The following is a 25,766-nucleotide window of genomic DNA, read 5'->3' as shown; positions in this document are numbered from 1 at the left end:
CATGCGCTTGTTTTCCCCTTCCGTTATCGCCATTGCCTGCTTATCGGCGGGCTCATTATTCACAGCCCAATTAGCCGTTGCCGCGAATACCGAAGTCGCACAACCCGAAGTGACTAATTCTGGAGCTGCCAACGCTGAAGTTGCCAGCACTGAGGCCGCTAAAACCGACGCGGTTGAAACAAATTCCAGCGGTAGCGCTTTGAGCGCGACAGAAACCGCTCCCGAAGTCGCAGCAACACCAACTCGTGCTAATACCTTTGTCAATGACGCCATTCTCCCGCCGAGTATTACTTGGCATGGTGGCAGCGAAGCCCTGTTACTCAGCGCCGATAACGAATGGGCGACGCCCTTCGAGCAAAGCAACGGCACCGAAAGCCCAAGCTATGACGACACCATCGCATGGCTCGACCGATTGGCGGCCGAAACCACTAAATTGCAAAAAGTCAGCCTAGGTCAGAGCCCTCAAGGCCGCGACATTTGGATGTATGTCGCCAGCAGTGAAGGCATTAACGAATCGGCACGGCTAAAGCAAAACACTAAGCCGACGATTCTGGTGCAAGCCGGTATCCATGCCGGTGAAATCGACGGTAAAGATGCAGGCATGATGCTACTGCGAGATATAGTCAAAGGCGACAAAAGCGAGCTACTCGAAAAAGCCAACCTGCTGTTTGTGCCTATGTTTAGCGTTGATGCCCATGAGCGCAGCGGCGAATTTAATCGCGTTAACCAACGTGGCCCGGTGAATATGGGCTGGCGCACCAATGCCAATAATCTCAACCTGAACCGTGACTATGCCAAGGCCGACACCTTAGAAATGCAGAATATGCTGCGGGCAATCAATGTGTGGCAACCGGATCTGTATATCGATGTGCATGTCACCGACGGCATCGATTACCAATACGACATCACCTTCGGCTACAACCTCGCCCAAGGCTTGAGTCCCGCCAGTTTCCGCTGGCTCGAAAATAGCTACCGCCCAGCGGTAGAAGCGGCCTTAACAGCCCAAGGCCATATCCCTGGTCCACTGATTTTTGCCATCGACAATACCGATATCACTAAAGGCATGTCACTGTGGAACCCAAGCCCACGCTTCTCTAATGGTTATGGTGATGCCCGCCATCTGCCGACTATTTTGATTGAGAACCACAGCTTAAAACCCTTTAAGCAGCGCGTACTTGGCACCTATGTGATGCTAGAGCAAACCCTTAAAACAGTGGGCGACCAAGCGACCAAGTTAAAGAGTGCGATTCAAGAGGATAAATACCGCGCCTCGCCACTGATCACGTTAACGTGGAAATCGGCGCCACTGGCTAAAGGCTGGGATTTTAAAGGCATCGACTACACTCTTGAGCAGAGTCCGATTAGCGGCACCGAGGTAGTGCGTTGGACAGGCGAGCCTAAGCTGTACCCGAATTTACCTGTGATGGCCGAAACCGTGCCCGATATTAAAGTCACTCGCCCGAGTGCTTACTATATTCCCGCCCAGTGGACACAAGTGATCGACCGCTTAACTCTACACGGCATCCGGATGACACGTTTAAGCAAACCGACTGAGCTTAAATTGCAACAATACAGCTTGAGCAATCCGGTGTTTAATACCAAAGCGTTCGAGGGGCGACTCACAGTGAAGGCCGACTCGACACTGGCGAAACTGACCACCACCTTGCCCGCAGGCACAGTGAAAATCAGTACAGATCAACCCTTAGGCGATCTGGCGATTTTACTGCTTGAGCCACAATCACCGGACTCGTTACTGCAATGGGGCTTCTTTAACCCTATCTTTACCCGTACCGAATACATTGAGGACTACGCAGTAGAGCCGCTGGCCGCCAAGATGCTTAAGGAAGACCCAAAGCTACAGGCGGAATTTAACAAAGCGCTAGAAAACCCAGCGTTTGCCGCCGATCCCGAGGCACGCCTACGCTGGTTCTATGAGCGCAGTCCTTACTACGATAATCAATATCTTAAGTATCCAGTCTACCGTAGCCGTTAATTCCCGCCGTTAAAAACGGCAAGGATTAAGCAGGCTTACGCGCGCTAATGCTATATACCAAGGGCACATGCTGCCCTTGGTGTTTTAGTACATAACGGCCATCGGCTTGCGCCTCTAGCCCTGCGAAACAGTTATAGGGGCTAAACGCAAATTCGTGGATGAACTCCAACACTAAGCCCGCCTGCAATAAGGCATTGATCACCTCAGACAAGCTATGGGACCAGCACATTAAGGTCTGCTGCTCATCACCGGCATTCTCGGTATAAGTCCCTTCCTGCTCAATATCTGGCTCACCGCGATTAAAATAACTATACCCATCGAATAGCTGCTGCGCCGGATGAAACTCGGCCATGTAAAACTGTCCGCCGGGCTTTAAACACGCCGCAATGGTCTGCGCCCAGAGTGCTAAATCCGGCAACCACACAATGGCACCATAGGAGGTAAAGACAATATCTTGCGGTTCAACCTTGCCCGCTACGCTGTAGACATCGCTACAGATAAACTCGGCGGACAACTGCGTCTGCAACGCCAGCTTGCGCGCCTCAGCAATCGCCACCTCGGATAAATCGACCCCAGTCACTTTTGCGCCCATTCGCGCCCACGACAGGGTATCTAAACCAAAATGACATTGCAGATGCAGTAGATTTTTGTCCGCCACCGCAAGCTCACTCAGCTCGATTTCCGTTAGAGATGTGTTGCCATTCAAAAAGCCTTCAACATCATAAAAATCCGAGGTTAAGTGCACCCGAGTGCGGGCATCCCAAGCGATTTTATTGGTCGTTAAGTAATCCATATGAGTCCTTTCTGGTTACGCTTTTTATCAAGCAGGGATGTTGGACACACGCTAACTGAATAAGTGAGTAATTTCACCACTCTTTGGGAAAAATCACTTATTCAGCGGACATGTCCGCCTACGGCCAAGCGGACACATTTAATTTATCTACATGATTATTAATACATTTTAAAATTGGCATAGGATGTGCAATCTCGACTGATATCAAGCTTATCGCTCATAGCTCAGCACTCAGTCGGTCGTCGAGTGTCGATAACAAGGAAGAAGAAAATGTCACTACGCCCTTTTATATTCACCCTCGGATTTATCGCCGTCTTTACGGTTGGCGTGTCACTCACTGGCTGCATTATCAATGTGAACGCCGCTGGCATGCCGGATTTAGACCACGAGCAACGTGAACTCAACCTCGATGCTCAAGACTTGCAAGAGCTCGTCGCCGAAACAGGTGCGGGCACTCTTGAAATTATCGGTGTCGAAGGCCTAACCCAAATTAAGTTAGTGGCTGATATCTATAGCAATGACGATAGCAAAGTGATTCTCACCCTAGAGAAAAAGGCTAACAAAGCCCAGCTTAAGGCCGACTTTGAATCCCATAGCAGCTTTAACAATTACTCACCCTATATCGACCTTAAGTTACAAGTCCCCGCCGGATTAGCGCTGGACATAGACGATGGTTCGGGTGCGATTTTGATCAACAAGATGACCGCGGATATCAAGGTCAAGGATGGCTCGGGCGAACTGGCAATCCATGGCGGCAATAATGTCAGCATCGACGATGGTTCTGGCGCGATTGAAGTCAGCCAAGTCAACGGTAATCTGGCGATTGTCGATGGTTCTGGCGGTATCCAAGTCAATGATATTAAAGGCAGCATCACCATTGATGATGGTTCAGGTGAAATCAACGTCGCCAATGTGCAAAACACAGTCACCATCAACGATGGCTCAGGCGATATCAATGTGGTGAACACTAAGGGCTTAACCATTCTCTCGGCAGGTTCAGGGGATGTGAGCTTCGATAAAATCGATGGCACAGTCAGTAAACACTAAACCCGTTAGATCAATAGCGTTCCACTCAACCAACTTCCCGGCGTAGAGACTGATGTTGCAGTACCCAACCAAATGTCAGTCTTCTACCCACCCCTTTTGCGTTACCGTTCCATGGACATTCTTATGCACTTTATGCCACTAACCCCTTGTAGTGGCATCTTTTTTTGTGTCTGAGACTTTCTCAGGCTCAATTCAGGTAAGCCTTTGGTAACGTTTTACCTATTTGTTTTTCGGAGCAAAATTTAGCAATGAGTATATAAATAAGGCTTTATTTTGTTTGTTGATATGTTTAAAAAAGTCAAAGTCGTGGGGCTTAACCCCACACCCGACCAAGAAGGACTGCTCGTCCTATCCTCCTTGCTAATGTTTTCACAAGCAGCCAAGACGCCCCTAGCGAAGTTACATGCATTAATTACTGGCTTCGTGCTTATTCGAAAATAGCTAACGCTTCCGATGGGGCATCCCTTCCCCCCGAAAGCTACGCAGACATCCTGTCTGCGTCACGCTATTTTCTTCAACGCCCTTCAGCAACTTCGCAGGGGAGATGAACTTCTGGACCATCTGGGCAAACTGTTAATTCTGAAAGAGTTTTTCCAGTCCTATCATTCCTGTAAGAAAATTTAACAGTGGGTGTCTCGATAAACTTTACTGCTTTGATAACATTACTTTTTATGATTTTTTGAGCAACTAACCTAACATTTCAACTAATTTTACTGTAAATTCTGTATGTCGATGACAGATAAACTTTTGATTTAGGTCTTATTATGAATCTTGTGCAAGAAATTCATCAAGCTCACTTCTTTACTGATAACCAAGATGTCACAGCAAGTCCACCAATTGTGACAGCATTAATGAATTCTATTGGTAAATTCAATTTGATTCCTAATATGGGGCAAGAAATAAACGCGATCACTGGAGAACGAAAACTAATCCCAATGATGGTAAGTCCTGACCAGTCTTTGCACGTTGAATTTCCTAGAAATGAAATTGTGATTATAGGAACAGTTGGATCTCAACATGAGTTTATGGGCAAATCTCTTGGAATTTTCGAAGCTCTCGCATCAGTATTCCCTGAGAAAAAAGGAAACCGACTGTCGATACTAAATAGCAGAATTTTCAAGGCTGAGGAGGATACTTATAGCTGCCTTTATAGACAACTTTTTACTCATCATAAAGCGCAACCCTTTGAGTGGGATAACCGTATAGTAGAAAGACGAACACTTCCTAAATGTGGTGAAACTATAAATAGTATAAGTTCAATTCGTAGATGCGAAATAATGGGACAAGCGCCTAGTCTAGCAGAGCCAATGGATTGTGTTATTTTTGACCTAGATAGCAACACTGTACAACACAACACAAAACTCCGCTTTAGCCTAGAGCAAGCTCATGTGGTTTTTAAAGAGTTACATGAGAATAACTTAGCATTATCTAAACAACTGAAAAGATATACAGAGTAAATTATGGCCATCAACGCAAATTTACGTTCTAGAAGCACCCAGATAATGAATCTAATGGAGCTACTATCAAGTAGTACCTCAAAACCAATAATTACGTCCTCAAGTTCAACATTAGGTATTAGCCAAGTTCGCGATGCAAAAGTTAACCAATGTGCTGAGCTTATTGTTGATTTTGTACTAGATGATGAATACATAGAAGGACAAACAAGTAAATCTCAGTTATATATTGAAAACTTATACTACCAAGATCCTCAAGTTCTCAAGGATAGCTTTCAGAAAGCTTGGTTAAATATTTACTCACATGGTGAACACGCAATGTTCACATTTATAAGTATTGCATCTTCAATTCGTTATGAGTGGTTAGAGGATCGTGCAGACACCTTGATTTTTGCTGGTTACTGTCATGCCAGTGGATTGGTCAATGAAGCAACTATTAGAGCAGTTGAATCTTGGGAGCAACCTGGGCACATAGCTTTATTAAAAGAAATGAAGCCCTTAAACATACTGTGGCTAGAAGAATATAAACAAAATGTAATCAGGTACTTAGAGACTTTGTGATGGCATATTTATTACGAAAATTCTCCCTTAGCAAATGGCAAAATAATCTCGAAAACAACCATGAAAATTATGAAGCAGACGCCATTACAGGCTGCACAAGAACAAAAGGAAATACACTTTCAGTTTGGCAATCTGCCACTACAAACTTTGATGATGATGAGGTAAAAGATCTCATCGTTGCTTTGGCTATTTCAATGGATGAGCCAGCGACTATAGATGTACTTTGGTTAGAAGAAAATTGGCTAGCTGAAAGTGGACTCGAAATTGAGTCCAAGCTTGCAAATACTAAATTTTCACGTATTAATGACAGACATAAAGATTTAGTTAATCTTGATCACAGCAAGCTAGGTATTATGGCTCATCATATTGTGAATCAGGCTAAAGATACTAATAAGCGTAAAAAATTTTTGAAATCAGAAGTTATAGAACTTGTTGCCACATGGTCAATGAAAGAAGATACCTTTCATTTAGAACAACTTAAACCTAAATGGCAAGAAGCAGTAACAGAAAAGATAAAAAGAATGAACGATAAAAAGTAGTATCATATTCTTCGCCCACTACCTTAAGTGATTAATATAAATTGGGTTCTGCTTTGCTCCAGTCAAAATTATATTTGACTACCGTATACTATATCTCATACCACATCATCTGGACGCATAGACAAATTTATCAAGAAACCCACGGTTAAATTCTGCGGTGAAACAACAGAATTGGGGCAGGTAGGGCAAAAAATACTCCGAGGTTAACGGGATTAAGCACTGACATGGAAGTGACCGTCCGTGACATGGATGTCACGGTCGAGCATACAAGGACGTACTTGCTGCGTGTCACTGAAATGATAGTGCTTAATCATTTTACAAGTACATCAAGGATGTGAGTACGGCTCTAGGGAGCTATGCTCGACAGATTCAATCAACGCCAACTTCTGAGCGCGGCTTAACTTTTTAACTGCGATTTCACGCCTTAGCGCATCCCCGTGACTGCCGACGACTTCTTGATACATCAAAGTTAATGGCCCTTTGCCGCGCAGGTACTTTGCCGCTTTGGGGCTGCTTGATTGATGTTCGTTAAAGCGGCGTGCGACATCTGTGGTGATGCCAGTGTATAGGTGGCCATTGGCGCAGCGGATAAGGTACAGATACCATGTCGAGACTTGTTCTATCTCTAACGTCGCACCTTGCTCCGAAGTCACAGCTTGCTCAGCTCCTAGCGCTTCTGACTTACTATAAAGCTGAGTTTGGTTAACAGCTGGCGCTTGGCTAGCCCCTTTTTGGGGGCTAGCCGAGGGAGTTGAATTAGCGGCTTCAATCACTAAATCGGTCACCCGTTGGCGCCTACTTAGTCATGCCTAGCAGACTTAAGAAGAAGGCATATTCCTGCGCTGTGTCTTGGTACTGGCGATAACGACCACTCTTGCCACCGTGTCCTGCATCCATATCGACGTGGAATAACAATACCTTATCGTCGAGTTTGTACCATTTATTTTGCACTTCGCGCAGTTTTGCTACCCATTTAGCAGGCTCGAAATACTGCACCTGTGAATCATGCAAACCCGTGGTGACCAACAGGTGTGGGTACTCATGGTCGGCAACATTGTCATAGGGCGAGTAGCTGAGCATATAGTCGAAATAGGTCTTGTCGTTTGGATTACCCCATTCATCGTACTCGTTGGTAGTGAGCGGAATCGACTCATCGAGCATGGTCGTGACCACATCCACAAAGGGCACGTGTGCTGCAATGGCAAAGTACTTTTCAGGCGCCATATTGGCAATCGCGCCCATTAGCAGCCCACCAGCACTGCCGCCCGAGGCCACCACTTTATTTTTATCACCATAACCTTGCTCGGTTAAGGCCGTAGTGACATCGATAAAGTCATTAAAGGTATTCTTTTTATTCAGTAATTTGCCCGCATCGTACCAAGGGCGGCCTAACATTTCGCTGCCGCGCACATGGGCGATGGCATATACAAAGCCACGGTCGAGCAGACTAATAACCGACGACGAAAAGTCAGGCTCAACAGTGTAACCATATGAACCATAACCATATTGGTACAGAGGGTTGGTGCCGTCTTTCTTGAACTTATCCTTACGATACACCAAGGACACCGGCACCTTAGCGCCATCGCGGGCGGTGACAAATAACCGTTCGGCGCGGTATTGGCTGGCATCGAAGCCGCCGAGCACTTGTTCCTGCTTAAGCAGATCGCGTCTATCAGGATTACTTAAGTGGTACTCATAAATCGTCTCGGGCGTAGTCAGGCTGGAGTAGAAAACCCGTAACTTATTGCTATCTTGCTGGGCATTAACATCTAAACCCAGCACATAGGCGGGCTCATCAAAACTCAGCTCAAAGGGCTTTTGACCATTGAATGGCATCACTTTAATCCGTGTCAGGCCATTTTCACGGGTTTGAATAATCAGGTAATCCTTTAGCACCAGCTCATCTTCAAGCCGCGCATTGGGATTGTGAGCAACTACTTCCTGCCATTTGGATTTATCGGCGGCATCCTTAATCGCCACTTTCATCAAACGGAAGTTAGTCGCCTGCCAGTTGGTGAGAATGTAATAACTATCACCCAGTTTAGAAACGCTATATTCATGGCCTTCTTCCCGCGCAAGCACAGGTTTGAACAGGCTTAAAGGATCGTTTGCATCCAGCACTGACACTTCGCTGGTTGTGGTGCTCTCGTGGAACAGCACAATTTGCGACTCATCTAAACTCTTGCCGAGAGAGATGTAATAAGCATCGTCTTGCTCCTCATACACCAACACATCTCTCGATTGTGGCGTGCCGAGTTCGTGGCGATACACGCGATAGCCCAGCAGGGTTTGCAGATCTTTGGCGATATAAAACACATGGCGATTATCATTGCCCCAAACGATACGACCCTCTGTGTTTTCAAGCACATCGGTGATCATGGCGCCGGATTCAATATCTTTAAAGTAGATGTTATACACGCGGCGGCTTAACACATCTTCACCGAAGGCCAACATGGTTTCATCTGGGCTGACGCTAACGCCACCTAAACCATAAAACTCATGGCCCTTGGCGCGTTCATTCACATCGAGCATCATTTGCTCAACCCCGTCACTGCCTTTGCGGGCGATCAGCGGATATTCGCTGCCCTCTTGGTAGCGGCGGTAATAGCTATGCTGGTGCCATTGGTACGGCACACTCGACTCATCGGCCACTAAACGCCCAGTCAGCTCGTTAAACAACCCGTCTTGCAATGACTTAAGCGGCTTAAAGTAAGCTTGGGTATAACGATTCTCAGCCTTAAGGTGCGCTAATACCTTAGGATCTTGGCGTTTATCGTCGCGCATCCAATAGTAGTCATCGGTGCGTGTGACGCCGTGCAAGGTCATCACATGGGGGATTTTTTCCGCAACGGGCGCAGAGACTTGCCCTTTTGGAGTGGAGCAACCGGGTAATAACATAGCAAGACCTAAAGTAAGCAGCAGAGTGCGCATGTATACGTCCTTGTGACGTTCAAACACCATCGTAAGATACGACGGCAAGCCAATAAGTTGATGTGCCGGATATGATATACCCAAGCTAGCTCAAGTTGCGAGTTTCCTAAAGATTGCGCTTGCTTAAGGATCACAAGGCATTGTGCGCTTGCGCAAACATTGCCCAATTTCCGGCGCGATGTTGTTGCCATCACCAATAATTAGGCGCAACATAACCGCGTTTTTAGGCTAAAGCCTATCAACAATTCTCAGGGCGGGGTGAAACTCCCCACCGGCGGTAAATAGTGAGGTGAATAAATTTCCCCACACTAAAGCCCGCGAGCGCCCGAACGCAATTCGGGGTCAGCAGATCTGGTTCCCTAGCTTGTCTCGTTATGGTTAAGCCTATCGAGCGCTACTATTCCAGAGCCGACGGTAATGGACTGTTTGCCGCAAGCAACAGTACTGAGTCCGGATGGAAGAGAATGTAAGACAACACTTGGATAATTGGCATTAACTTGAGCTAAGTATCCCTGCTGTTAGCCTCATATTTTGCAATCACGTTTTTAAGCCTGCGCTTAAAGCGGGTCGATTGCTACAGCACAATCCCCTTTAGGGTAATGGCTGTATTTCTGCACGCCCTGATTCTGGATATTCCCATGTCGTATTTTTGAAGGATATTAACCATGAATCAGTCTTTACTTGCTCCTTTTGGTACTGCTATCGAACGCGTTGAAGCGGGTCTTGCTGCCCTGCGCCAAGGCCAAGGTGTGTTGGTGGTCGATGACGAAGATCGGGAAAACGAAGGCGACTTAATTTTTGCCGCCGAGTCACTAACCAATGCGCAAATGGCCATGCTCATTCGCGAATGCAGCGGTATCGTGTGTTTGTGTTTACCGGACGAAAAGGTCAAAGCCCTTGAGCTACCACCTATGGTCGAAAACAACTCGAGCCAATATGGCACAGCGTTTACCGTGAGTATCGAGGCCAAAGTGGGCGTCACTACAGGGGTTTCGGCCGCTGACCGTGTCACCACCATTAAAACCGCCATCGCCGACAATGCTAAGCCAAGCGATTTAGCTCGCCCAGGCCATGTGTATCCGCTGCGCGCTCAACCCGGCGGCGTGTTAACTCGCCGTGGCCACACCGAAGGCACTATTGATTTAATGCAACTGGCCGGACTCAAGCCCGCAGGCGTGTTATGTGAAGTCACGAACCCCGACGGTACTATGGCGCGTCTGCCTGAGATTATCGCCTTTGGTGCAGCGCATAAAATGCCTGTACTGACGATTGAAGATATCGTGGTTTACCGTAAGTCGTTATTAGCCAATGTAGGCTAAATTTGACCCCATAAACGGGATGCAATTTAAAGGACGCGTGCGAAGGCCCGCGTCCTTTTTTATTTAACTTCGATAAAACACTTTGGTTAAGCATCAAATCACGCTAGATATCACAGACAGCAAAACAATTTATCTGCTAGGAGAAAATTTCATCAATAAAAATATAATCTTAAGTGTATATAATAAATAGCTGAATTTCGTGAGCTAGATTAGATATCCATAAACCAAGGGTCGCGAGCGACAGACTTGTATGTTAAATATTCGCACCCAGTGCCTGACCTTCCGCTTTCACCCCATCAAGGAAATTCCTTGATTTTTTATGTCTCAAATCAGGCCAATTGAGGAGTAAGTTTGTATGCCATCCACGCTACAGCATCTCAGCTTGAAACAGAAACTGATTCTGTTTTCGCTGCTACCTTTGCTGATGATGAGTATTTTTGTGCTGTCGCGAATGTATGTACTTGTGAAAGAGTATCGCTTTGCCACTCAAAACCATTTGGCAATACAAACTACTTCAAAAATCAATGAATTACTCTATCAACTTCATAACGAATATGGATTAAGTACCCAATTACTCCCAGCCACTACGCCTCAAGATGAAACTCGTCTATTGCAACAGCAACAACTGACCTCTGATGCACTAGAAGCACTGCTTAAAAGTCCGGCTTTGCTTGCGTTGAATACTGCGTTAAGTGGCCAACTAGCATCGACCCAGTTACAGGAAAAACTGACGAGTTTAACGCTGCTAAGTCATAAATTGGCATCGAGCCGCCAAGAAGCGCTCGATCAACACCCATCTGCATTTATCGATTTATATCAACAATTTAATTCTGAATTAATGCAGTTAATCCAACAACTGCAATTACTCACCAATGATATTAATCAATCAAGAGCCTACGCAGATTTACTGAATCTACTGATGGTGCAAGAGTTGGCAGTGAAAGAACGCAGCGCCATCAATCGTATGTTGTTGTCAGAAAGCCTCAGCATTAATGACTACAAAGCCATCAATACCATTATGTATGAATATGGCCAAGCCATCTCCCATGCCAGCAATGCCTCAATATCAGACAGACATTCCCTCATCCGCCAGATACAAGCCTCACCGGAAAGCTTGCGAATACTTAAAATCAGTCAACAAATAGAGCAACAGATCCATATCAGCACGTTAGTACAAAGCATCAACGCCCATCTGGGTTACGATGGGTTAATCGATAGTTTTCAAGATTACTTATTAACGGGTAGCCTGATATCGCTTGAGAAGTTCAATCAATCCTTAGCCACGATTCAGCAAAAACTCGCAGAACTTAACCGCGAAACAATCAACCTGCCTTCACTTGCGCCTGCAGTACAGATTATCGAAGAGAGTATCAACCAGTATCAATTCTGCATGTCCAAGATCTTACAATTAAAAGATCAAAAACTATCGCTCGCTGAAATCACCGCCCTTGCCCATATCAACGATACCAACCTTGCTGGTGCCATCAATAAATTATTAATGCCTCCCCACCCAGTGAGCAGCAAACACTGGTGGACATTAACCACAGATAGAATCAATAAGCTGAACGCGCTCAGTAATGAAATCACGCGTACCATGGCTCGCCAGAGTAATGAACAACAACAGCATGCGCTAACCTTATTAGGTATTTATCTGCTCTCCGCCTTATTTACCGCCACCATCACCCTGTGGCTAGGGCGGAAAATCATTCGTAGCTTTATGGATAAAATCACCCAAATTGCTAATGATATGCAGCGAATGGCCGCCGACCCGGAGTTGAATATTCATATTGATGTGTCAGGCTCAGATGAACTTGCGCGGATGTCTCGGGCGATGAACCGTATGCTGAGCGAGCGCCAGAAAGCGAATCAAGCGCTTAATCGGGCCGCGGCGGTCTTTAACTATTCGGCCGAAGGCATTATGGTGACGGATGCCGATAACCATATCGAATTAGTTAACCCCGCCTTTAGCCAGATCACAGGCTATAGCTTAGAAGAGGTGAAAGGCCGAAGCCCTTCAATTTTAAGCTCAAAACGCCATCCAAGCCATTTCTATACCGCGATGTGGGAAGCATTAGAAAAAAACGGCAAATGGGAAGGCGAAATCTGGAATAAGCGCAAAGATGGCCAAGTGTATCCCGAGTATTTAGCCATTACTGTAGTGCGTAATGAACGGGGTGAAATAATCCAACATATTGGTTTATTTATGGATATCAGTAAACGTAAGCAATATGAACAGGATCTGTGGTACCAGGCACATTTCGATACGCTCACCGGATTACCGAATCGCAAACTCTTTAATGAGCGGCTGCAGCATGAAATCCAGCTCGCCCAACATGACTCCCGTAAACTGGCGATTCTGCTGATTGATTTAGACCAATTTAAATATATTAATGACGTACAAGGCCACGCCACAGGCGACTTATTATTACAAGATGTGGCCAAGCGACTGGAAAATATTGCTGGTAAAACCGACTTTGTCGCCCGCATCGGCGGGGACGAATTTGTGCTTATCCTTCCGCGTGTCACCAATGAATTTGCGATCGAGCATATGGCAAGCCATATCATCGAAACCCTGTCGACGCCTTTTAGCTTGAATGAACGGGAAATTCAAATTTCCGCCAGCTTTGGGATTGGAGTTTACCCAGAAGATGGGCTAGATGTCAGCTCGCTGACCCGCAACACCGAAATGGCCATGTATCAGGCAAAAGACGCCGGCCGCAATAACTTCAAATACTTCACCTCGGGAATGAACCAAGCCATGTTTGCCCGTATGGAGCTTGAACAGCGGCTACGCCGTGCCGTGGCACAGAATGAGTTTACGCTGCACTATCAACCGATTGTGGAGATGAAAACAGGTAAAGTCTGCAGTGTTGAAGCGCTGATCCGCTGGCAAGATCCGGATTTAGGCTTAATCCCTCCTGACCAGTTTATTGGCATCGCTGAAGAAACAGGACTTATCGAACCTATGGGGGAATGGGTGCTCAACCAAGCGATGCACGACCTCAGACAATGGCAACAACTTGGCTTACACCTTAACGTGGCTATCAATGTTTCAAGCCGCCAATGTGTAAATGCTCGAGGTTTAGGATTTGATCAAGTGCTGCAAGAATGCTTTAACCGCCACCATATCAACCCAAGAAACGTGCATATTGAGATCACTGAAAGCATGCTGATGGGCGATGCTAGCCACTGCTTAACCACCCTAGAATCCATCCGTCATTTAGGCTCGCAGATTTATATCGACGATTTTGGTACTGGCTATTCATCCTTGAGTTATTTGAAGAAATTCCCTATCTCTGTGATAAAAATCGATCGCAGCTTTGTGGAAAATGCCCTGAGCAATAGCTCAAATACCAATTTAGTGAAAGCCATCGTGATGATGGGGCAAAGCCTTGAAATGGAACTCGTGGCCGAAGGGATTGAAACCGAAGCCCAATGGAATCTACTGCGTGATTTAGGTTGCCACTACGCCCAAGGCTATTTGATCTCTAAGCCCCTGCCATTTGCAGCCATTACGCCGCTGCTAAGCCAAACACTACCGGCATTATTACAGCAGCAAGAACCGCGCGAAAAGTGCGTAAATGCTTGATAGATTGACGAAAATCCTGATTTTTGCCCATAAAAAAACAGCCTAGGCTGCTTTTTATGGGCAAAGGTGTTGCGCTTAAGCCTGCGGTTGGCTTTGGGCATTCATAATACTTTCGCCGCCCTTTGAGGCTAATTTGGCAAGATCTTTATCAATAAAGAACAACGCTTTGCCATCTTCACCCACTAAACGGATCTTATCGACAATCGACTTAAACAGCTTTTCTTCTTCATGCTGTTCAGCCACATACCATTGCAGAAAATTGAAGGTTGAATAATCTTGATTCGAAAATGCGGTGTGGGCTAACGCGTTAATCTGACGAGTAATTAACTGTTCATGCTCATAGGTCAGCTCGAATAACGCTAGCAGAGAATCGAACTGTGACTGAGGTGCTGCAATGGCGCCTAATAGAGGTAAACCACCGGTTTCACTCACATAGGTGAACAAACGGCGCATATGGCCCATTTCTTCATCTGCATGTTCGCGCATAAATTTTGCTGCGCCTTCAAAGCCTTGATCTTCACACCATGCACTCATTTGCAGGTATAAATTAGAGGAGAAAAACTCCATATTAATTTGTTCATTCAACTTTTCGATCATGGTTGCAGACAGCATAGTTAATCCTCTTGGGCATTCGCACTTAAATCATCGGCTCACATTGTCATGAAGGGCGGCAGCAAAAGCAACAAAATTTACCTTTGTTGACTTAGCTAAGTTAATGATTCATTGATAAAAATGATTTTCATTTGTTCATAGAATCGCGTTTAGTACCGCACGAACGGTACTGCAAACTCAAGTATAAAAAGAGTAAACCTTAGGCAACACTTAAGGAAAACTACCTAACAAATCACATAAACTCCTATGCAGATCATAGCCAAGCAAGCGCAGCGTGGCATAATAGCTCCCATATTTGCTCCAACCCTTTGCCCATAAGGAAGACCCGATGTCCGTGAAAGCCGATCCTTGTTCGCAACCTAGCTTAATGCATCCAGATCAAGCCATTCCCCTTCTGCTTGAGCAGGTTAGCCCAGTGTCAGACACCGAAGTCGTTACACTTCCCCACGCGCTTGGCCGCGTGTTAGCAGAGGACTTGGCCTCGTGTATCGATTTACCCCCCTTCGATAACTCATCAATGGATGGCTACGCTTTTCGCTTTGCCGATTTAAACAGTCAAACCGAGCACACCACATTAACACTGATTGGTAGCTCCTTCGCAGGCCATGGCTTTGAGGGTGAAATTACCCCCAACTCCTGCGTGCGCATTATGACGGGCGCGCCAGTGCCTGCGGGTTATGACACAGTGCAAATGCAGGAAGAGACCCAAGCACAGGGCAATCAAATCCAAATCAATCACCCTAAGGCTAAGGGCGCCAATGTGCGTTGCCGCGGTGAAGAGCTGTTGCAAGGCACCAAAGTGCTGAAAGCGGGCATCGAAATTAAAGCCGCCGAGCTCGGTGTATTAGCCACCATTGGCGTGAGTCAGGTGCGGGTTTACCGCCAACTCAAGGTCGCATTTTTCTCCACCGGAGATGAGCTGCGCCCCGTGGGCAGCGACTTAGCGCCAGGGCAAATTTACGACTCCAACCGCTATTCAATCCAAGGGTTACTCAGCCGTGCCAATGTGGAATGGTTGGATTTAGGGGTTGTCGCTGACGATCCAGAGGCGATTCGCCATGCATTTCGCCATGCCGCGAGCCAAGCGGATATGGTATTAACCTCGGGCGGCGTATCCGTCGGTGAGGCAGATTTTACTAAGCAGATCCTTGATGAAGAAGGCAAAATCACCTTCTGGAAACTCGCCATCAAACCAGGTAAACCCTTCGCCATGGGACGCATAGGCAAAGCAGTATTCTGTGGTTTACCGGGTAATCCTGTGTCCTCTATGGTGACCTTCTACAAGCTGGTGTGGCCAATTCTAAACAAGATGCAGGGCTTAACCCCAAAAGCGCCACTGATGTTATCGGCTACCCTGACGACACCAGTGCGTAAACAGCCCGGCCGCGTTGAGTATCAGCGCGGTATTTTATCCCGCAATGCACAGGGCGAGCTGGAAGTCGCCATTACAGGCAGTCAAGGGTCGGGTATGTTGACCTCTATGAGTTTGGCTAACTGCTTTGTGTTGTTAGAACAGTTCCAAGGTGACTCGCCAGCGGGCACAAAAGTCATGGTTGAACCCTTTAACAGCGTGCTTTGCTAAGGTCTTTTTATGAATCAACAAGTAGACATCCTTAGCGATAGCGAACTCACCCGCTACAGCCGCCAAATCTCGATCAAGGCGATGGATATCGATGGCCAAGAACGCTTAAAACTCGCCAAAGTGTTGATGATTGGCGCCGGCGGTTTAGGCTGCGCGGCGGGGCAATATTTGACCGTTGCGGGTATTGGCGAGATGACCTTAGTCGATTTCGATACGGTTGAGCTCTCTAACCTACAGCGCCAAGTGCTGCATCAGGATGCCACTATTGGCCAACCTAAAGTCGAGTCGGCCAAGCAGCGCCTTAATCAGCTCAATCCTCACGTTAAAATCAATACCATCAATGCGGTATTGGATGACCATGAGATCGATGCCTTAGTCGCCAACCACAGTATCGTGGTCGATTGCACCGATAATGTCAGCGTGCGTGAGCAGTTAAACCAAAGCTGTTTTAAGCACAAGATCCCACTGATTTCTGCCGCCGCCATCCGCATGGAAGGCATGGTCACCGTATTTGACTATCAAGCGCAAACGCCTTGTTATCATTGCTTTAGTTCACTTTTTGGCGAGCAGCAACTCAGCTGTGTCGAATCCGGTATTCTTGCGCCTGTCGTCGGTATGGTCGGCTGCTTGCAGGCGGTTGAAGCAATCAAAATCATCACGGGTATGGGCAAAACACTGGCAGGACGAATGCTGATGATCGATGCTATGACCATGGAATTTCGCGAGATGAAATTACCCAAGCACCCTCACTGCAAGATATGTGGTGAGTAGCACATTAACCTTTAATATTCAGCACGCTTTTTACAATTAAGGAATGACAAATCAAATGGATACTGAAAATAGCGTATTTGACCGCCGCACAACCGATGACCCCATTATAGGCGCGGGTGTCTATAACTTAGTGATTGGCTTAACCCTCGTCTGGGGTTTTGCCGTGAACTATATGATGGTCAGCTATATCGACCCCGAGGCGATTGCCAGCGTGAATCCGTGGGTGTTCTTTATCGGTTACTTTGCCTCCTGCTTCTTGGGGATTTATCTGTTCCAATCTTCAACTAATCCCCTCGTCAGCTTTATTGGCTATAACTTTGTAGTCGTGCCCTTTGGCCTGATTATTAATATGGTTGTCAGTCAGTACGATCCCGCATTAGTTACCGAAGCGATTAGAATAACTGGCCTAGTCACGATTGCCATGATGTGTTTGGGCACCCTGTTTCCAGCGTTTTTCCAAAAAATATCTGGGGTACTCACCATCGCATTACTATTGGTGATAGTGGTCGAACTAATTGAAATATTTATCTTTAATACCCATCACGGCATTTTAGATTGGATAGTTGTGCTGATCTTTTGTGGCTATATTGGCTACGATTGGGGCCGCGCGAACCAAATCCCGAAAACCGTCGATAACGCCGTCGATAGCGCCGCCGCTTTGTATATGGATATCATCAATCTATTTCTGCGTATTTTGCGGATTTTAGGACGAAAATAAGTCACTCAATGACAAGGAAAACAGCATGAAACTAACCTCACCACTGTTAATCGGCATCATCATCGGCACCAGCTTAATCGGCTGCGGCGAGAAAACCGAGCCAGCAACAAACGCTCAGGCTGAAACAAAAACGGAAGCGAAAGCACAAATCGCCAACCCGGCATCAGAGTATTGCGCCTCCCTCGGTGGCATATCGGAAATCCAAAGAACCGCAGAGGGGGAACACGGTATGTGTACCTTGCCAAACGGTGAACAGATTGAAGAGTGGGCGCTATTTCGCCGCGACCATCCACAGGAAAAGCCCAGTAATTGAGGCTGAGTAAAAAAGCAGGCGCACTCGGCGCCTGTTGTTTTATGTCCCGCTGACGATCTGATTTCGCCACTGCAAACGTTTAGCCTGCGAATGGAAACTCCAGGCTAACACTCGGGTGATCTTATTACCCTGCTGCATCTCAATGGTTTTAACGGTATCCACACCCAACTTTGCCAATGCTTGATAGCAAGGTTTAAGATTTTCCTGCTTTGACACTAAACTGGTAAACCACAGACACTGCTCGGCAAACGCTTGGCTCTCGCGGATCATTGTGGCTAAAAATTGCCTCTCTCCACCTTGGCACCATAACTCCGCCGCTTGACCACCAAAGTTTAAGGTTGCGCTGGCCGCTTTAGGCTGTTCACCGCGATTAAGTTGCAGATTACGCACCTTGCGCAGCGAGCCTTCGCTAGCTTCTTTTAACGAGCCATGAAAGGGAGGATTGCACAGAGTTAACTCGAAGCGGTCAGATGCCTGAATGATCCCCTTAAAGACCGACTTTTCATCCTGCTGCTGCCTTAAGGATAAGTGCCCCTGCAAACTCGGGTTATTGTCGATAATCCGCTGCACATTGGCTAGCGACTCGGCATTGATATCCGAGGCGACAAACTGCCAGCCATACACTTGATGCCCTAGGATGGCATAAACGCCATTCGCCCCAGTGCCGATATCTAAAACGCTAACTTGTCCAGCACGCTGGACGGGGGCGCCTTCGAACAACAGATCAGCCAAGTAGTGCAGATAATCAACTCGTCCGGGGATTGGTGGGCACAGCGCGCCCTTAGGAATATCCCAAAACGCCAGCCCATAATGATGTTTCAAAAGGGCCGCATTGAGGGTTTTCACCGCCAAGGGATCGGCAAAATCTATCGATAAGGCGCCGTATGGCGTTGGCCGAACAAAGGTTTTTAGCTTAGGGTAACTCGTCATCAACGCCGAAAAGTCATAGCCGTGAGCATGCAAATTACGCGGGTGTAAGGTCTTTCTCTCAACGCCCTGTTTTGGCTTGCTCATCGCTTTAGCGGGGGCAATATTTGGTTTTGCTGATTTTGCTGATTTTGCCACAGGTGGCTTAGGCGTGCTTGGTTTGCTGCGTTTTCCTGTAGGTGACATCGCAGGCTTAGCGGCAATTTTAACGATGGGCTTTGACATAATGATGGTTCAACAAGAGCGGGCCAATCCAAAGATCGGCCCTTAGCCTATTGGCTGGATTAATCGTAAAGATAAGAGGTAAACAGTAGATTGACTACTATTGGTTTACCCGCTTCCGTGGTCAGCAGATTATTGACCATATCAAAGCATTCGCGGCGGATTTCTTCACGGCCAGTAAGAGACTTAATTTTTTCTTCGGCTTGGTTACCCAGCACCTCAATAATGGCGGCACGCAACAGTGGATCATGGCGCTCAACGATCACTAAATCATCGGGACTCTTTACCATCAGTTCAACACTGATCTTTACAAACCCGAGCTTTTTGCGGTTTGAAATATAGTTAGTCACAATTTCGGGCTCAAACCCGTAATAGGCGAAATCCCCAGTAGGGGGTGGAGCTTTCTCGTCGGCTGCATATGCGCTAAACACAGCACTGAGCAAGATCAGGCAGGCTGATAATAATTTTTTCATCGCGGTTTACAGCTCCCTAAAAACAATAATGGTCAATGGAAGAAACTTCCCAATCTATCTGGTAGACTGCCGACGTTTGCTTATATTGTAACGAGTATTTAATGAATGTGACCAGCTTAAGCTTTCCCTATGGCGAATCTATTCAATGGTTTTGTGCCGATAATGCCAAAAATCTTCCCGCTTCTCCCCTTAAGGAATGGTTACTGGCGCCAGGAAGCCTGACGCAAAAACTCAAAACCTGCTGCGATAAGTTTGAAGTAAAAATCCTTGGTGAAGGCCAATGTGCCCCGCTCGAAGGGGAATATCCTAAGCAAAACACCGTTTGGGTGCGCGAAGTGTTACTCTGCCTCGATTCTGTACCTTGGGTATTTGCCAGAACCTTGATCCCTCAGTCTTTGTTATCGACCCGCCAAGCCGATTTTTTAGGCTTAGGTACACGTCCGCTCGGCGAATTATTATTTAGCCAAGATAGCTTCATTCCTGGTCGCATTGAAATCGCCCAATTTGACACCGATAGCCGCCTTGCCCAACTGGCACAGAGTTTAGCGCAAAACGTCGAGCATGAACTTTGGGGCCGACGCCGATATTTTCACCATGACGAAGAGGAAATGTTTGTCAGTGAAATGTTCCTTCCGGCCGCTGTACAAGCGATGGCGAGGCTACAACCCTAGCACTCTTAAGCTAAAACAAAAATGCCTCTATATCAGAGGCATTTTTCGTTAGAACAATCCCTTCTTATTGGCGCTGACGGCGCCACGCAAAACCACCGAGCAACATCAGGCTTAGCCAACCTAGACTGCCACCACCAGAGCTTTCTTTATCACTTGCTGTAATGGGAACTGGTTCGGCATTCGCATTGGCTAAACGAATTACCGCGGTGCGGTTATCGCTGGCCTGAGAGACCACTTGCATCGTCAACCCAAGTTGTTGCAGTTGCATGCCAGACTGAGGTTGTAGTGGTGCGCTGTAATCCAAACTATCATCAAAAAGACTGACCGCATCGAGGTTATTGTCCCCAGAGTAAGCTGTTTGTTTTACCATGCTAAAAGCCGCATCACGGATTTGTTCATCGGTAGAAAGAGTGCCAATCATATTCTGGTCAGCATCAATCACACCTATCAAGCTACGGCCGGGATGATCCGATACATTGTTATCGCTGTAACTGGCATTCTCTAGCCATAGCAGTACACCAGGATCAAACCCTTTACTCTTTAAGCCCGCATCGACACCATTATGGCTACGTAATTGAATAAGGTAACGGGATGCGGCGCCAGGGCGAGTACTGGTAATGCGGCTGTAACCCACAAGAGCCGCTTTACCAGCCACCTCAGCATTATCGGCATACCGCTCAGTTACGCCCTGTTTAATGCTGATATTGTCGATAGTAATCCCCGACTCAATTGCCGCCTCATCGGTCACATAGGTAAATTCAATGGTGACACTCTTACCTGCATAGGCTGACAAATCATATTCCAAGGCAACCCAAGCATCGCTGCCCACTGCGGTAGAGATGTCTGATGACTTACCAGTGATAATATGTCGGGCATTGTTAATTGCGTTGATCGACTTAGTGTAATTACCCGCAATCGCCGTACCATTAACCTTAACTTGCATATAGTCATAGTCAGTCTCAATTGCCCAACTCGCCTGCAAAGAGAGTGTGAGTTTTTCGCTGGTGCTAGGCAAGGTTGCGGTAAAACTCATACTGTTTGTCAGCATGTTACCTTGACCAGAGTAGTACTGGTAACTCCCTTGATAAGGTGCTTTAAAGGCAATTTGTGCCGCTGGAAGCGGTATCGATATTTGATTCACGGCATCTTGGTTTATCGCCTGATTAAGCGTGATTTCCATACCCGATTTAGGAATACTGTCTAAACTAATCTCGCGCTCGTTAAGCCACTTTCCTTTATATTTTGTCTGTAAATACGAACGTGCGTAGGGGCTAAAACCACTCGGCTGCGCACCAGGAATAGCCCCTGTCCAACTGCCTCCCGACATTAAAGACCAATAACCGACAGGCGAACCATCTTTGTTAGCGTTGTCTGTAGTGTCGTACTCATCGGGCAGCCCAAGATCATGACCAAATTCATGGGTACAGACCCCAGTCGCTGCATCAATCGGTTGGATAGTGTAACCAAAGAGTTTTTTGCTCGAGCCCGGTAAAGTGTAACCCTGAGTACCTTGATCCACGTAATAACGGTGCGACCAAATAGCGTTGTCCCCTAATTTACCGCCCCCTGTTTCTTCCCCAATACTCGAGTGGAAAATCATCACATGGTCAATAATACCATCGGGCTCGTTTAGATTGCCGTTATCATTTAAATCATATGGATCTTCAATATCATAGGTTGCAAGCTCTGCAGCTGACATATTCGCTACTGCTAGCGATACTGCTTCTTTAACCAGTTCAGTCACGTTAACATCGTTGCCAGTGTCGGCATCATTAGCGCCATAATAATCAGCATTTTGGCTAGCGGTATACCAACCTTTAACGTCACCACTAAAGAAGAAGGTTTTGCCCGAAACGGCTTGGTAATACTGATAGGCCGAATCTAAAGTTTGCCCCTGCGGGCCACTAAAACCAGCCGTAGAGAAGAGTAAATTCTTGTAGTGAGAAGCAGGATAACTCGAGTAATACATGTCGGTATCACTCGCTGTTAAGCCGTTGTTATTATATTTTAAATCTGGAAAATCAATCAGTACGGTTAACACCTTAACCGTTTTAGTCACATCTGCATCCGCTAAAACACGCTGTGCGGGTGCACGCATCACCGCTGATGTTTTGGCTTTTTGCAGGCGTTCATGCTCAGCCTCAATCACCATTCTAGGCTCTTTAGGCTGTGCGAAACTTGCGCGGGCAATAAAGGCTTCAACGGCCGCTTGCTTAACGCTATCGCTGGCATCCTCTGAAACTTCACCCCGCTTAATCAACCAATAGAGGATCCGCTCTTTATTAATGACTCCTGCATCCGCTGGCGTGTGATTGGGCGCAGCAATACTCGCGCCACTCAGCAAGGCCAACATCAATCCAAACGCTGTGATACTCTTTGTACTTCGCATTACCGTCTTCCTTCCGTCACAATCTGCGCTGTTATAGCCAAGCTATTTTTTAAGGCTAGTGCCTATTTGCTCTATGGCAAGTTTGTTTATTGGTTGTCTTCCCTCATCGGAAAGCCAACTTCAATGGGATGTGAAAACATATCAGGACACCAAGAGTGTAACAACTTGATACAGATTGGAAGGTGATGGTTTTTATACTTTTGTCAGCGTTGGTTCAGCAAGCATCCTCAACAGCGATTTTTTGCCATAAAAAAACCGCATTAACGATGTAATGCGGTTTTTGATAACTTGGTGCAATACGCTTACCCAGCAGTTTTCATATAGTTTGATACTCCATCGAGGAACATTTGTACCGATATCATTACCAGCACCATCCCCATCAAACGTTCAACAGCCGTTAACCCTTTTTCACCCAACATACGGGTAAAGAGCTTATAAAACATTAAGATAACCGCACTCGCGCCCCAAGCTGATACGAGAGCAATAGTCCAATCCCCCATACGTGAGCTATCGGTATGCGCTAGCAAAATGAGCGCGGCAAGAATAGATGGCCCCGCCATTAATGGTATCGCCATCGGCACGATAAATGGCTCCTCCCCTGCTGCAAGGCCAACCACACCACCCGGCTGGGGGAAAATCATCCGAATCGCGATCAGAAACAAAATAATCCCACCGGCAATACTGACCGATTCAGATCGCAGATTTAAGAAACTTAAGATGGCTTCGCCGGCATACAAGAAGGCCAACATGATCACTAATGCAAAAATGAGTTCACGAATCAAAACCCTACGACGTTTTTTAGGATCAATATGCCGTAAAATCGACGCGAATATCGGTAAATTACCGAGGGGGTCCATGATAAGAAACAACATTACCGCAGCAGAAAATATATCCATTTAACTTTATCAACGTCTAAGCCAACATGAGCACATATTGTATAACCTTTTCGCGTTACAGATGTGAAAAATTATCTAGAAAATTCCTTAAGATGGATTATGAGTGCCGTTTCATGATCCTCTAGCGGTTTTTTACCTATCATCCATAAGCCATTGAGTCGTTGATTCATTTTTACTACAAGCCGCAGCACAACATCTCGCTTGAGTAAATTGCCTGTAAGTCGCTGCTCATTTAAATTACAACTGGTATACTACAGCGTTTTTTCAGCCAATTTTCGTGGAATCCATGCTCTATCTTCTTGCTAGTTGTCTCGCACTCTTAATCGGGCCACTGTTTTACCGCTACTTTGCATCAGGCAGCGGATTGCAGAAGGGACTTGATGGCTTTATTTTCGTCTCCTTAGGCGGATTAGTGCTGATCCATATTCTACCTGAACTTCTCGAGCATGGCGGCCTGCTGGCCATCGTCTTTGTAGTACTCGGCCTGTGGGGACCCACTGCCAGTGAACGCTTATTCCACCGCTACTCAGAAATTACGCATAATTTTGCCCTTTTTCTTGGCATTAGTGGCTTATTGCTGCACACCATCACAGATGGGAGCGCTATGGTATTAGCCCAAAATGAGGGCAACTCCATTTTGTTAGCCTTGGGCGTTATACTCCATCGTCTCCCTGTTGGTTTTGCTATTTGGTGGATACTAAAACCTCATCTTGGAGCTCGTTGGACGCTGGTTATTTTTGGCGCCATTATGCTATTCACGAGTATTGGCTATTTTGCTAGCGAACAGCTTTTATCGCACATGAGCATAGATAAAACCGTTTATTTACAAGCTTTTGTGACAGGCTCGATTCTGCATGTTGTGTTACATCAGCCACATGGTCAACAGGAAACAGATAAACAAGGCCAGTATGAATATCAGGCGGGTATCGGCAGTTTGCTCGGTATTGGTTTATTAATGATGCTGTTATTGATGGATTCTGGCGGCCACGAACATGCCCATCACGACCACAGTACAGAGCAGCTAACAACATGGCTAATAACCATAGCGCCAGTGCTATTACTCAGTTACGCCGTAGCGGCACTAAGGTTCCAGCTTGGTTTAACACCACAGGACAATAGCCTCGCCCGTCGTTGGTTCCAACGTTTAGCAGGCCCAGAAGCCCTCGTACTGACGGCGCTATTGCTTGGCCCTTGGTTAGCGCTGTTTCAACTCGTAGTCGTCTTGATCATGAGTGCCTATTTAGCCTATGCGCGGGTCGACATTACCGATCCCCATACTAAATTACCAAGCCAAGCCCTGCGTTTTGGTTTCGCCCATTTGGTTGATCGCAGCGCACCTTGGGTGCTCCTCAGCTTAGTATTAGTTAACTTGATTGGTCACCCTTCGGTACCGTTAAGTAACCCTATATTACAGATTACCGTGCTATTGCTGGTATTTTTACCGATGCGCTTCTGCAATTTAGGCGCGGCCGTATTGTCAATCGCCTTAGCCTATAGCGGCTGGAGTCCGCTGGCCATCGTATTGCCTTTGATTGCCGCTCCGGTGTTGAATATCGCTCAGCTAAAACTTATGGGTTGGTCACAACGTGGGATTTTGCTGGCAATTATTGCCATAGCCCTCGTTGCTGCCCTTAAGTTGCCCATGTGGTTCTCGTTGTTCACTCTACCAGAAGCCATTAACCTCACGGCACTGCTGATCTTATCAGCCTTATTTGCAGCCAGCTTACTGCGCCTCGGGCCTCGTAAATTCTTGCGCCGCTTAATGATGTTAAAACCTGTGGCCCACGGCCATAAACACCGCCATGATCATGCGCACGCGCATGCTAAAACAGCCGAAACATCACATGTGCACGGGCATGGCAACTCTCATTCACACGGTCAGACTAGCGGCCACAGTCATCCCCATAGCGATAAGCACCAGCACTAACACTGTTCATTTGCCGACAGACAGGCTAAGTTAACCCCA

Annotated in this window: 20 protein-coding genes, 1 pseudogene and 1 riboswitch; of the genes and pseudogenes, 13 read left to right on the top strand and 8 right to left on the bottom strand. The window is 46.7% G+C overall.

The features are described from left to right. The first annotated feature begins 1 nt into the window (after position 1). Positions 2–1,993 carry a M14 family metallopeptidase gene (locus FJD32_RS00815; protein WP_088586492.1) on the top strand — a complete coding sequence of 664 codons (1,992 nt, stop codon included), beginning with the start codon at positions 2–4 and terminating at the stop codon, positions 1,991–1,993. 25 nt (positions 1,994–2,018) lie between these two features. Here FJD32_RS00815 and FJD32_RS00810 read toward each other — a convergent pair whose 3' ends face one another. Further along, complete coding sequence (locus FJD32_RS00810; RefSeq protein ID WP_088586491.1) at positions 2,019–2,786, bottom strand: class I SAM-dependent methyltransferase; 768 nt, start codon at positions 2,784–2,786, stop codon at positions 2,019–2,021. A gap of 270 nt (positions 2,787–3,056) precedes the next feature. On the opposite strand from FJD32_RS00810, the gene FJD32_RS00805 reads away from it, so the two are divergent. From FJD32_RS00805 to FJD32_RS00790, 4 genes are all read left to right on the top strand, one after another. Continuing rightward, positions 3,057–3,833, top strand: a complete 777-nt coding sequence (locus FJD32_RS00805; RefSeq protein WP_088586490.1) for a hypothetical protein — start codon at positions 3,057–3,059, stop codon at positions 3,831–3,833. A gap of 764 nt (positions 3,834–4,597) precedes the next feature. Continuing rightward, entirely contained in the window at positions 4,598–5,290 is a 693-nt protein-coding gene (locus tag FJD32_RS00800; RefSeq protein ID WP_055647600.1) for a hypothetical protein, read from the top strand. Positions 5,291–5,293: 3 nt separating this feature from the next. Then, on the top strand, positions 5,294–5,848 hold the full coding sequence (locus tag FJD32_RS00795) for a hypothetical protein (protein WP_055647601.1): 555 nt from the start codon (positions 5,294–5,296) through the stop codon (positions 5,846–5,848). Then, the gene (locus FJD32_RS00790) at positions 5,848–6,387 is read left to right on the top strand and encodes a hypothetical protein (protein ID WP_055647602.1); all 540 of its coding nucleotides are present in this window, start codon (positions 5,848–5,850) and stop codon (positions 6,385–6,387) included. The genes FJD32_RS00795 and FJD32_RS00790 overlap by 1 nt, the downstream gene beginning before the upstream one ends. 326 nt (positions 6,388–6,713) lie before the next feature. On the opposite strand, the gene FJD32_RS00785 is transcribed toward FJD32_RS00790, so the two are convergent. Together FJD32_RS00785 and FJD32_RS00780 are read right to left on the bottom strand one after the other, a co-directional pair. Continuing rightward, positions 6,714–7,172, bottom strand: a complete 459-nt coding sequence (locus FJD32_RS00785; RefSeq protein WP_139122605.1) for a GIY-YIG nuclease family protein — start codon at positions 7,170–7,172, stop codon at positions 6,714–6,716. 10 nt (positions 7,173–7,182) lie between these two features. Further along, positions 7,183–9,318 carry a S9 family peptidase gene (locus FJD32_RS00780; RefSeq protein WP_069453833.1) on the bottom strand — a complete coding sequence of 712 codons (2,136 nt, stop codon included), beginning with the start codon at positions 9,316–9,318 and terminating at the stop codon, positions 7,183–7,185. A 240-nt stretch (positions 9,319–9,558) separates the two neighbouring features. Then, positions 9,559–9,788, top strand: a riboswitch (FMN riboswitch). Between the two features lie 195 nt (positions 9,789–9,983). On the opposite strand from FJD32_RS00780, the gene ribB reads away from it, so the two are divergent. Both ribB and FJD32_RS00770 read left to right on the top strand, forming a co-directional pair. Then, positions 9,984–10,637: a 3,4-dihydroxy-2-butanone-4-phosphate synthase gene (gene ribB, locus FJD32_RS00775; RefSeq protein WP_037416362.1), complete on the top strand. Its 654-nt coding sequence runs from the start codon at positions 9,984–9,986 to the stop codon at positions 10,635–10,637. A 355-nt stretch (positions 10,638–10,992) separates the two neighbouring features. After that, entirely contained in the window at positions 10,993–14,226 is a 3,234-nt protein-coding gene (locus FJD32_RS00770) for an EAL domain-containing protein (RefSeq protein WP_069453834.1), read from the top strand. Between the two features lie 75 nt (positions 14,227–14,301). On the opposite strand, the gene ftnA is transcribed toward FJD32_RS00770, so the two are convergent. After that, positions 14,302–14,838 (bottom strand): non-heme ferritin, encoded by a 537-nt coding sequence (gene ftnA, locus FJD32_RS00765; protein ID WP_037416358.1) that lies wholly within the window; start codon positions 14,836–14,838, stop codon positions 14,302–14,304. A gap of 328 nt (positions 14,839–15,166) precedes the next feature. Between ftnA and glp the strand changes: the two genes are divergently transcribed. The 4 genes from glp to FJD32_RS00745 are packed head-to-tail and all read left to right on the top strand — an operon-like array spanning position 15,167 to position 18,222. Further along, positions 15,167–16,420, top strand: a complete 1,254-nt coding sequence (gene glp / locus FJD32_RS00760) for a gephyrin-like molybdotransferase Glp (protein ID WP_037416354.1) — start codon at positions 15,167–15,169, stop codon at positions 16,418–16,420. A gap of 9 nt (positions 16,421–16,429) precedes the next feature. After that, positions 16,430–17,191, top strand: a complete 762-nt coding sequence (gene moeB / locus FJD32_RS00755) for a molybdopterin-synthase adenylyltransferase MoeB (protein WP_037416352.1) — start codon at positions 16,430–16,432, stop codon at positions 17,189–17,191. Between the two features lie 55 nt (positions 17,192–17,246). Next, the gene (locus FJD32_RS00750; RefSeq protein ID WP_037416350.1) at positions 17,247–17,909 is read left to right on the top strand and encodes a Bax inhibitor-1 family protein; all 663 of its coding nucleotides are present in this window, start codon (positions 17,247–17,249) and stop codon (positions 17,907–17,909) included. Positions 17,910–17,934: 25 nt separating this feature from the next. Further along, complete coding sequence (locus tag FJD32_RS00745) at positions 17,935–18,222, top strand: DUF333 domain-containing protein (RefSeq protein ID WP_037416348.1); 288 nt, start codon at positions 17,935–17,937, stop codon at positions 18,220–18,222. A gap of 39 nt (positions 18,223–18,261) precedes the next feature. Here the strand turns inward: FJD32_RS00745 and rlmF are convergent. Continuing rightward, positions 18,262–19,215: pseudogene (gene rlmF, locus FJD32_RS00740) on the bottom strand (23S rRNA (adenine(1618)-N(6))-methyltransferase RlmF); the annotation flags it as partial. Positions 19,216–19,433: 218 nt separating this feature from the next. Then, on the bottom strand, positions 19,434–19,844 hold the full coding sequence (locus FJD32_RS00735; RefSeq protein ID WP_088586487.1) for a flagellar basal body-associated protein FliL: 411 nt from the start codon (positions 19,842–19,844) through the stop codon (positions 19,434–19,436). Between the two features lie 101 nt (positions 19,845–19,945). Here FJD32_RS00735 and FJD32_RS00730 point away from each other — a divergent pair, with 101 nt between their 5' ends. Beyond that, positions 19,946–20,515 (top strand): chorismate lyase, encoded by a 570-nt coding sequence (locus tag FJD32_RS00730; RefSeq protein ID WP_037416341.1) that lies wholly within the window; start codon positions 19,946–19,948, stop codon positions 20,513–20,515. 64 nt (positions 20,516–20,579) lie between these two features. On the opposite strand, the gene FJD32_RS00725 is transcribed toward FJD32_RS00730, so the two are convergent. After that, positions 20,580–22,904, bottom strand: coding sequence for an immune inhibitor A domain-containing protein (locus FJD32_RS00725; RefSeq protein WP_088586486.1), 2,325 nt, complete (start codon positions 22,902–22,904; stop codon positions 20,580–20,582). Positions 22,905–23,206: 302 nt separating this feature from the next. Further along, entirely contained in the window at positions 23,207–23,800 is a 594-nt protein-coding gene (locus tag FJD32_RS00720; RefSeq protein ID WP_037416335.1) for a YhgN family NAAT transporter, read from the bottom strand. A gap of 286 nt (positions 23,801–24,086) precedes the next feature. Between FJD32_RS00720 and FJD32_RS00715 the strand changes: the two genes are divergently transcribed. Next, positions 24,087–25,727 (top strand): metal transporter, encoded by a 1,641-nt coding sequence (locus tag FJD32_RS00715; RefSeq protein WP_047536493.1) that lies wholly within the window; start codon positions 24,087–24,089, stop codon positions 25,725–25,727. Positions 25,728–25,766: the final 39 nt, after the last annotated feature.

The sequence above is a fragment of the Shewanella sp. LC6 genome (assembly GCF_006385735.2).
In the GTDB taxonomy this organism is placed as follows: Bacteria; Pseudomonadota; Gammaproteobacteria; order Enterobacterales; family Shewanellaceae; genus Shewanella; species Shewanella xiamenensis.
This window is presented reverse-complemented; position numbering and strand designations above follow the sequence as displayed.

What these genes read in the sequence shown, in the direction of transcription:
- FJD32_RS00815 (WP_088586492.1), top strand. Translation starts at nt 2, where the DNA reads ATGCGCTTGTTTTCCCCTTCCGTTATCGCCATTGCCTGCTTATCGGCG.
- FJD32_RS00810 (WP_088586491.1), bottom strand. Translation starts at nt 2,786, where the DNA reads ATGGATTACTTAACGACCAATAAAATCGCTTGGGATGCCCGCACTCGG.
- FJD32_RS00805 (WP_088586490.1), top strand. Translation starts at nt 3,057, where the DNA reads ATGTCACTACGCCCTTTTATATTCACCCTCGGATTTATCGCCGTCTTT.
- FJD32_RS00800 (WP_055647600.1), top strand. Translation starts at nt 4,598, where the DNA reads ATGAATCTTGTGCAAGAAATTCATCAAGCTCACTTCTTTACTGATAAC.
- FJD32_RS00795 (WP_055647601.1), top strand. Translation starts at nt 5,294, where the DNA reads ATGGCCATCAACGCAAATTTACGTTCTAGAAGCACCCAGATAATGAAT.
- FJD32_RS00790 (WP_055647602.1), top strand. Translation starts at nt 5,848, where the DNA reads ATGGCATATTTATTACGAAAATTCTCCCTTAGCAAATGGCAAAATAAT.
- FJD32_RS00780 (WP_069453833.1), bottom strand. Translation starts at nt 9,318, where the DNA reads ATGCGCACTCTGCTGCTTACTTTAGGTCTTGCTATGTTATTACCCGGT.
- ribB (WP_037416362.1), top strand. Translation starts at nt 9,984, where the DNA reads ATGAATCAGTCTTTACTTGCTCCTTTTGGTACTGCTATCGAACGCGTT.
- FJD32_RS00770 (WP_069453834.1), top strand. Translation starts at nt 10,993, where the DNA reads ATGCCATCCACGCTACAGCATCTCAGCTTGAAACAGAAACTGATTCTG.
- ftnA (WP_037416358.1), bottom strand. Translation starts at nt 14,838, where the DNA reads ATGCTGTCTGCAACCATGATCGAAAAGTTGAATGAACAAATTAATATG.
- glp (WP_037416354.1), top strand. Translation starts at nt 15,167, where the DNA reads ATGTCCGTGAAAGCCGATCCTTGTTCGCAACCTAGCTTAATGCATCCA.
- moeB (WP_037416352.1), top strand. Translation starts at nt 16,430, where the DNA reads ATGAATCAACAAGTAGACATCCTTAGCGATAGCGAACTCACCCGCTAC.
- FJD32_RS00750 (WP_037416350.1), top strand. Translation starts at nt 17,247, where the DNA reads ATGGATACTGAAAATAGCGTATTTGACCGCCGCACAACCGATGACCCC.
- FJD32_RS00745 (WP_037416348.1), top strand. Translation starts at nt 17,935, where the DNA reads ATGAAACTAACCTCACCACTGTTAATCGGCATCATCATCGGCACCAGC.
- FJD32_RS00735 (WP_088586487.1), bottom strand. Translation starts at nt 19,844, where the DNA reads ATGAAAAAATTATTATCAGCCTGCCTGATCTTGCTCAGTGCTGTGTTT.
- FJD32_RS00730 (WP_037416341.1), top strand. Translation starts at nt 19,946, where the DNA reads ATGAATGTGACCAGCTTAAGCTTTCCCTATGGCGAATCTATTCAATGG.
- FJD32_RS00725 (WP_088586486.1), bottom strand. Translation starts at nt 22,904, where the DNA reads ATGCGAAGTACAAAGAGTATCACAGCGTTTGGATTGATGTTGGCCTTG.
- FJD32_RS00720 (WP_037416335.1), bottom strand. Translation starts at nt 23,800, where the DNA reads ATGGATATATTTTCTGCTGCGGTAATGTTGTTTCTTATCATGGACCCC.
- FJD32_RS00715 (WP_047536493.1), top strand. Translation starts at nt 24,087, where the DNA reads ATGCTCTATCTTCTTGCTAGTTGTCTCGCACTCTTAATCGGGCCACTG.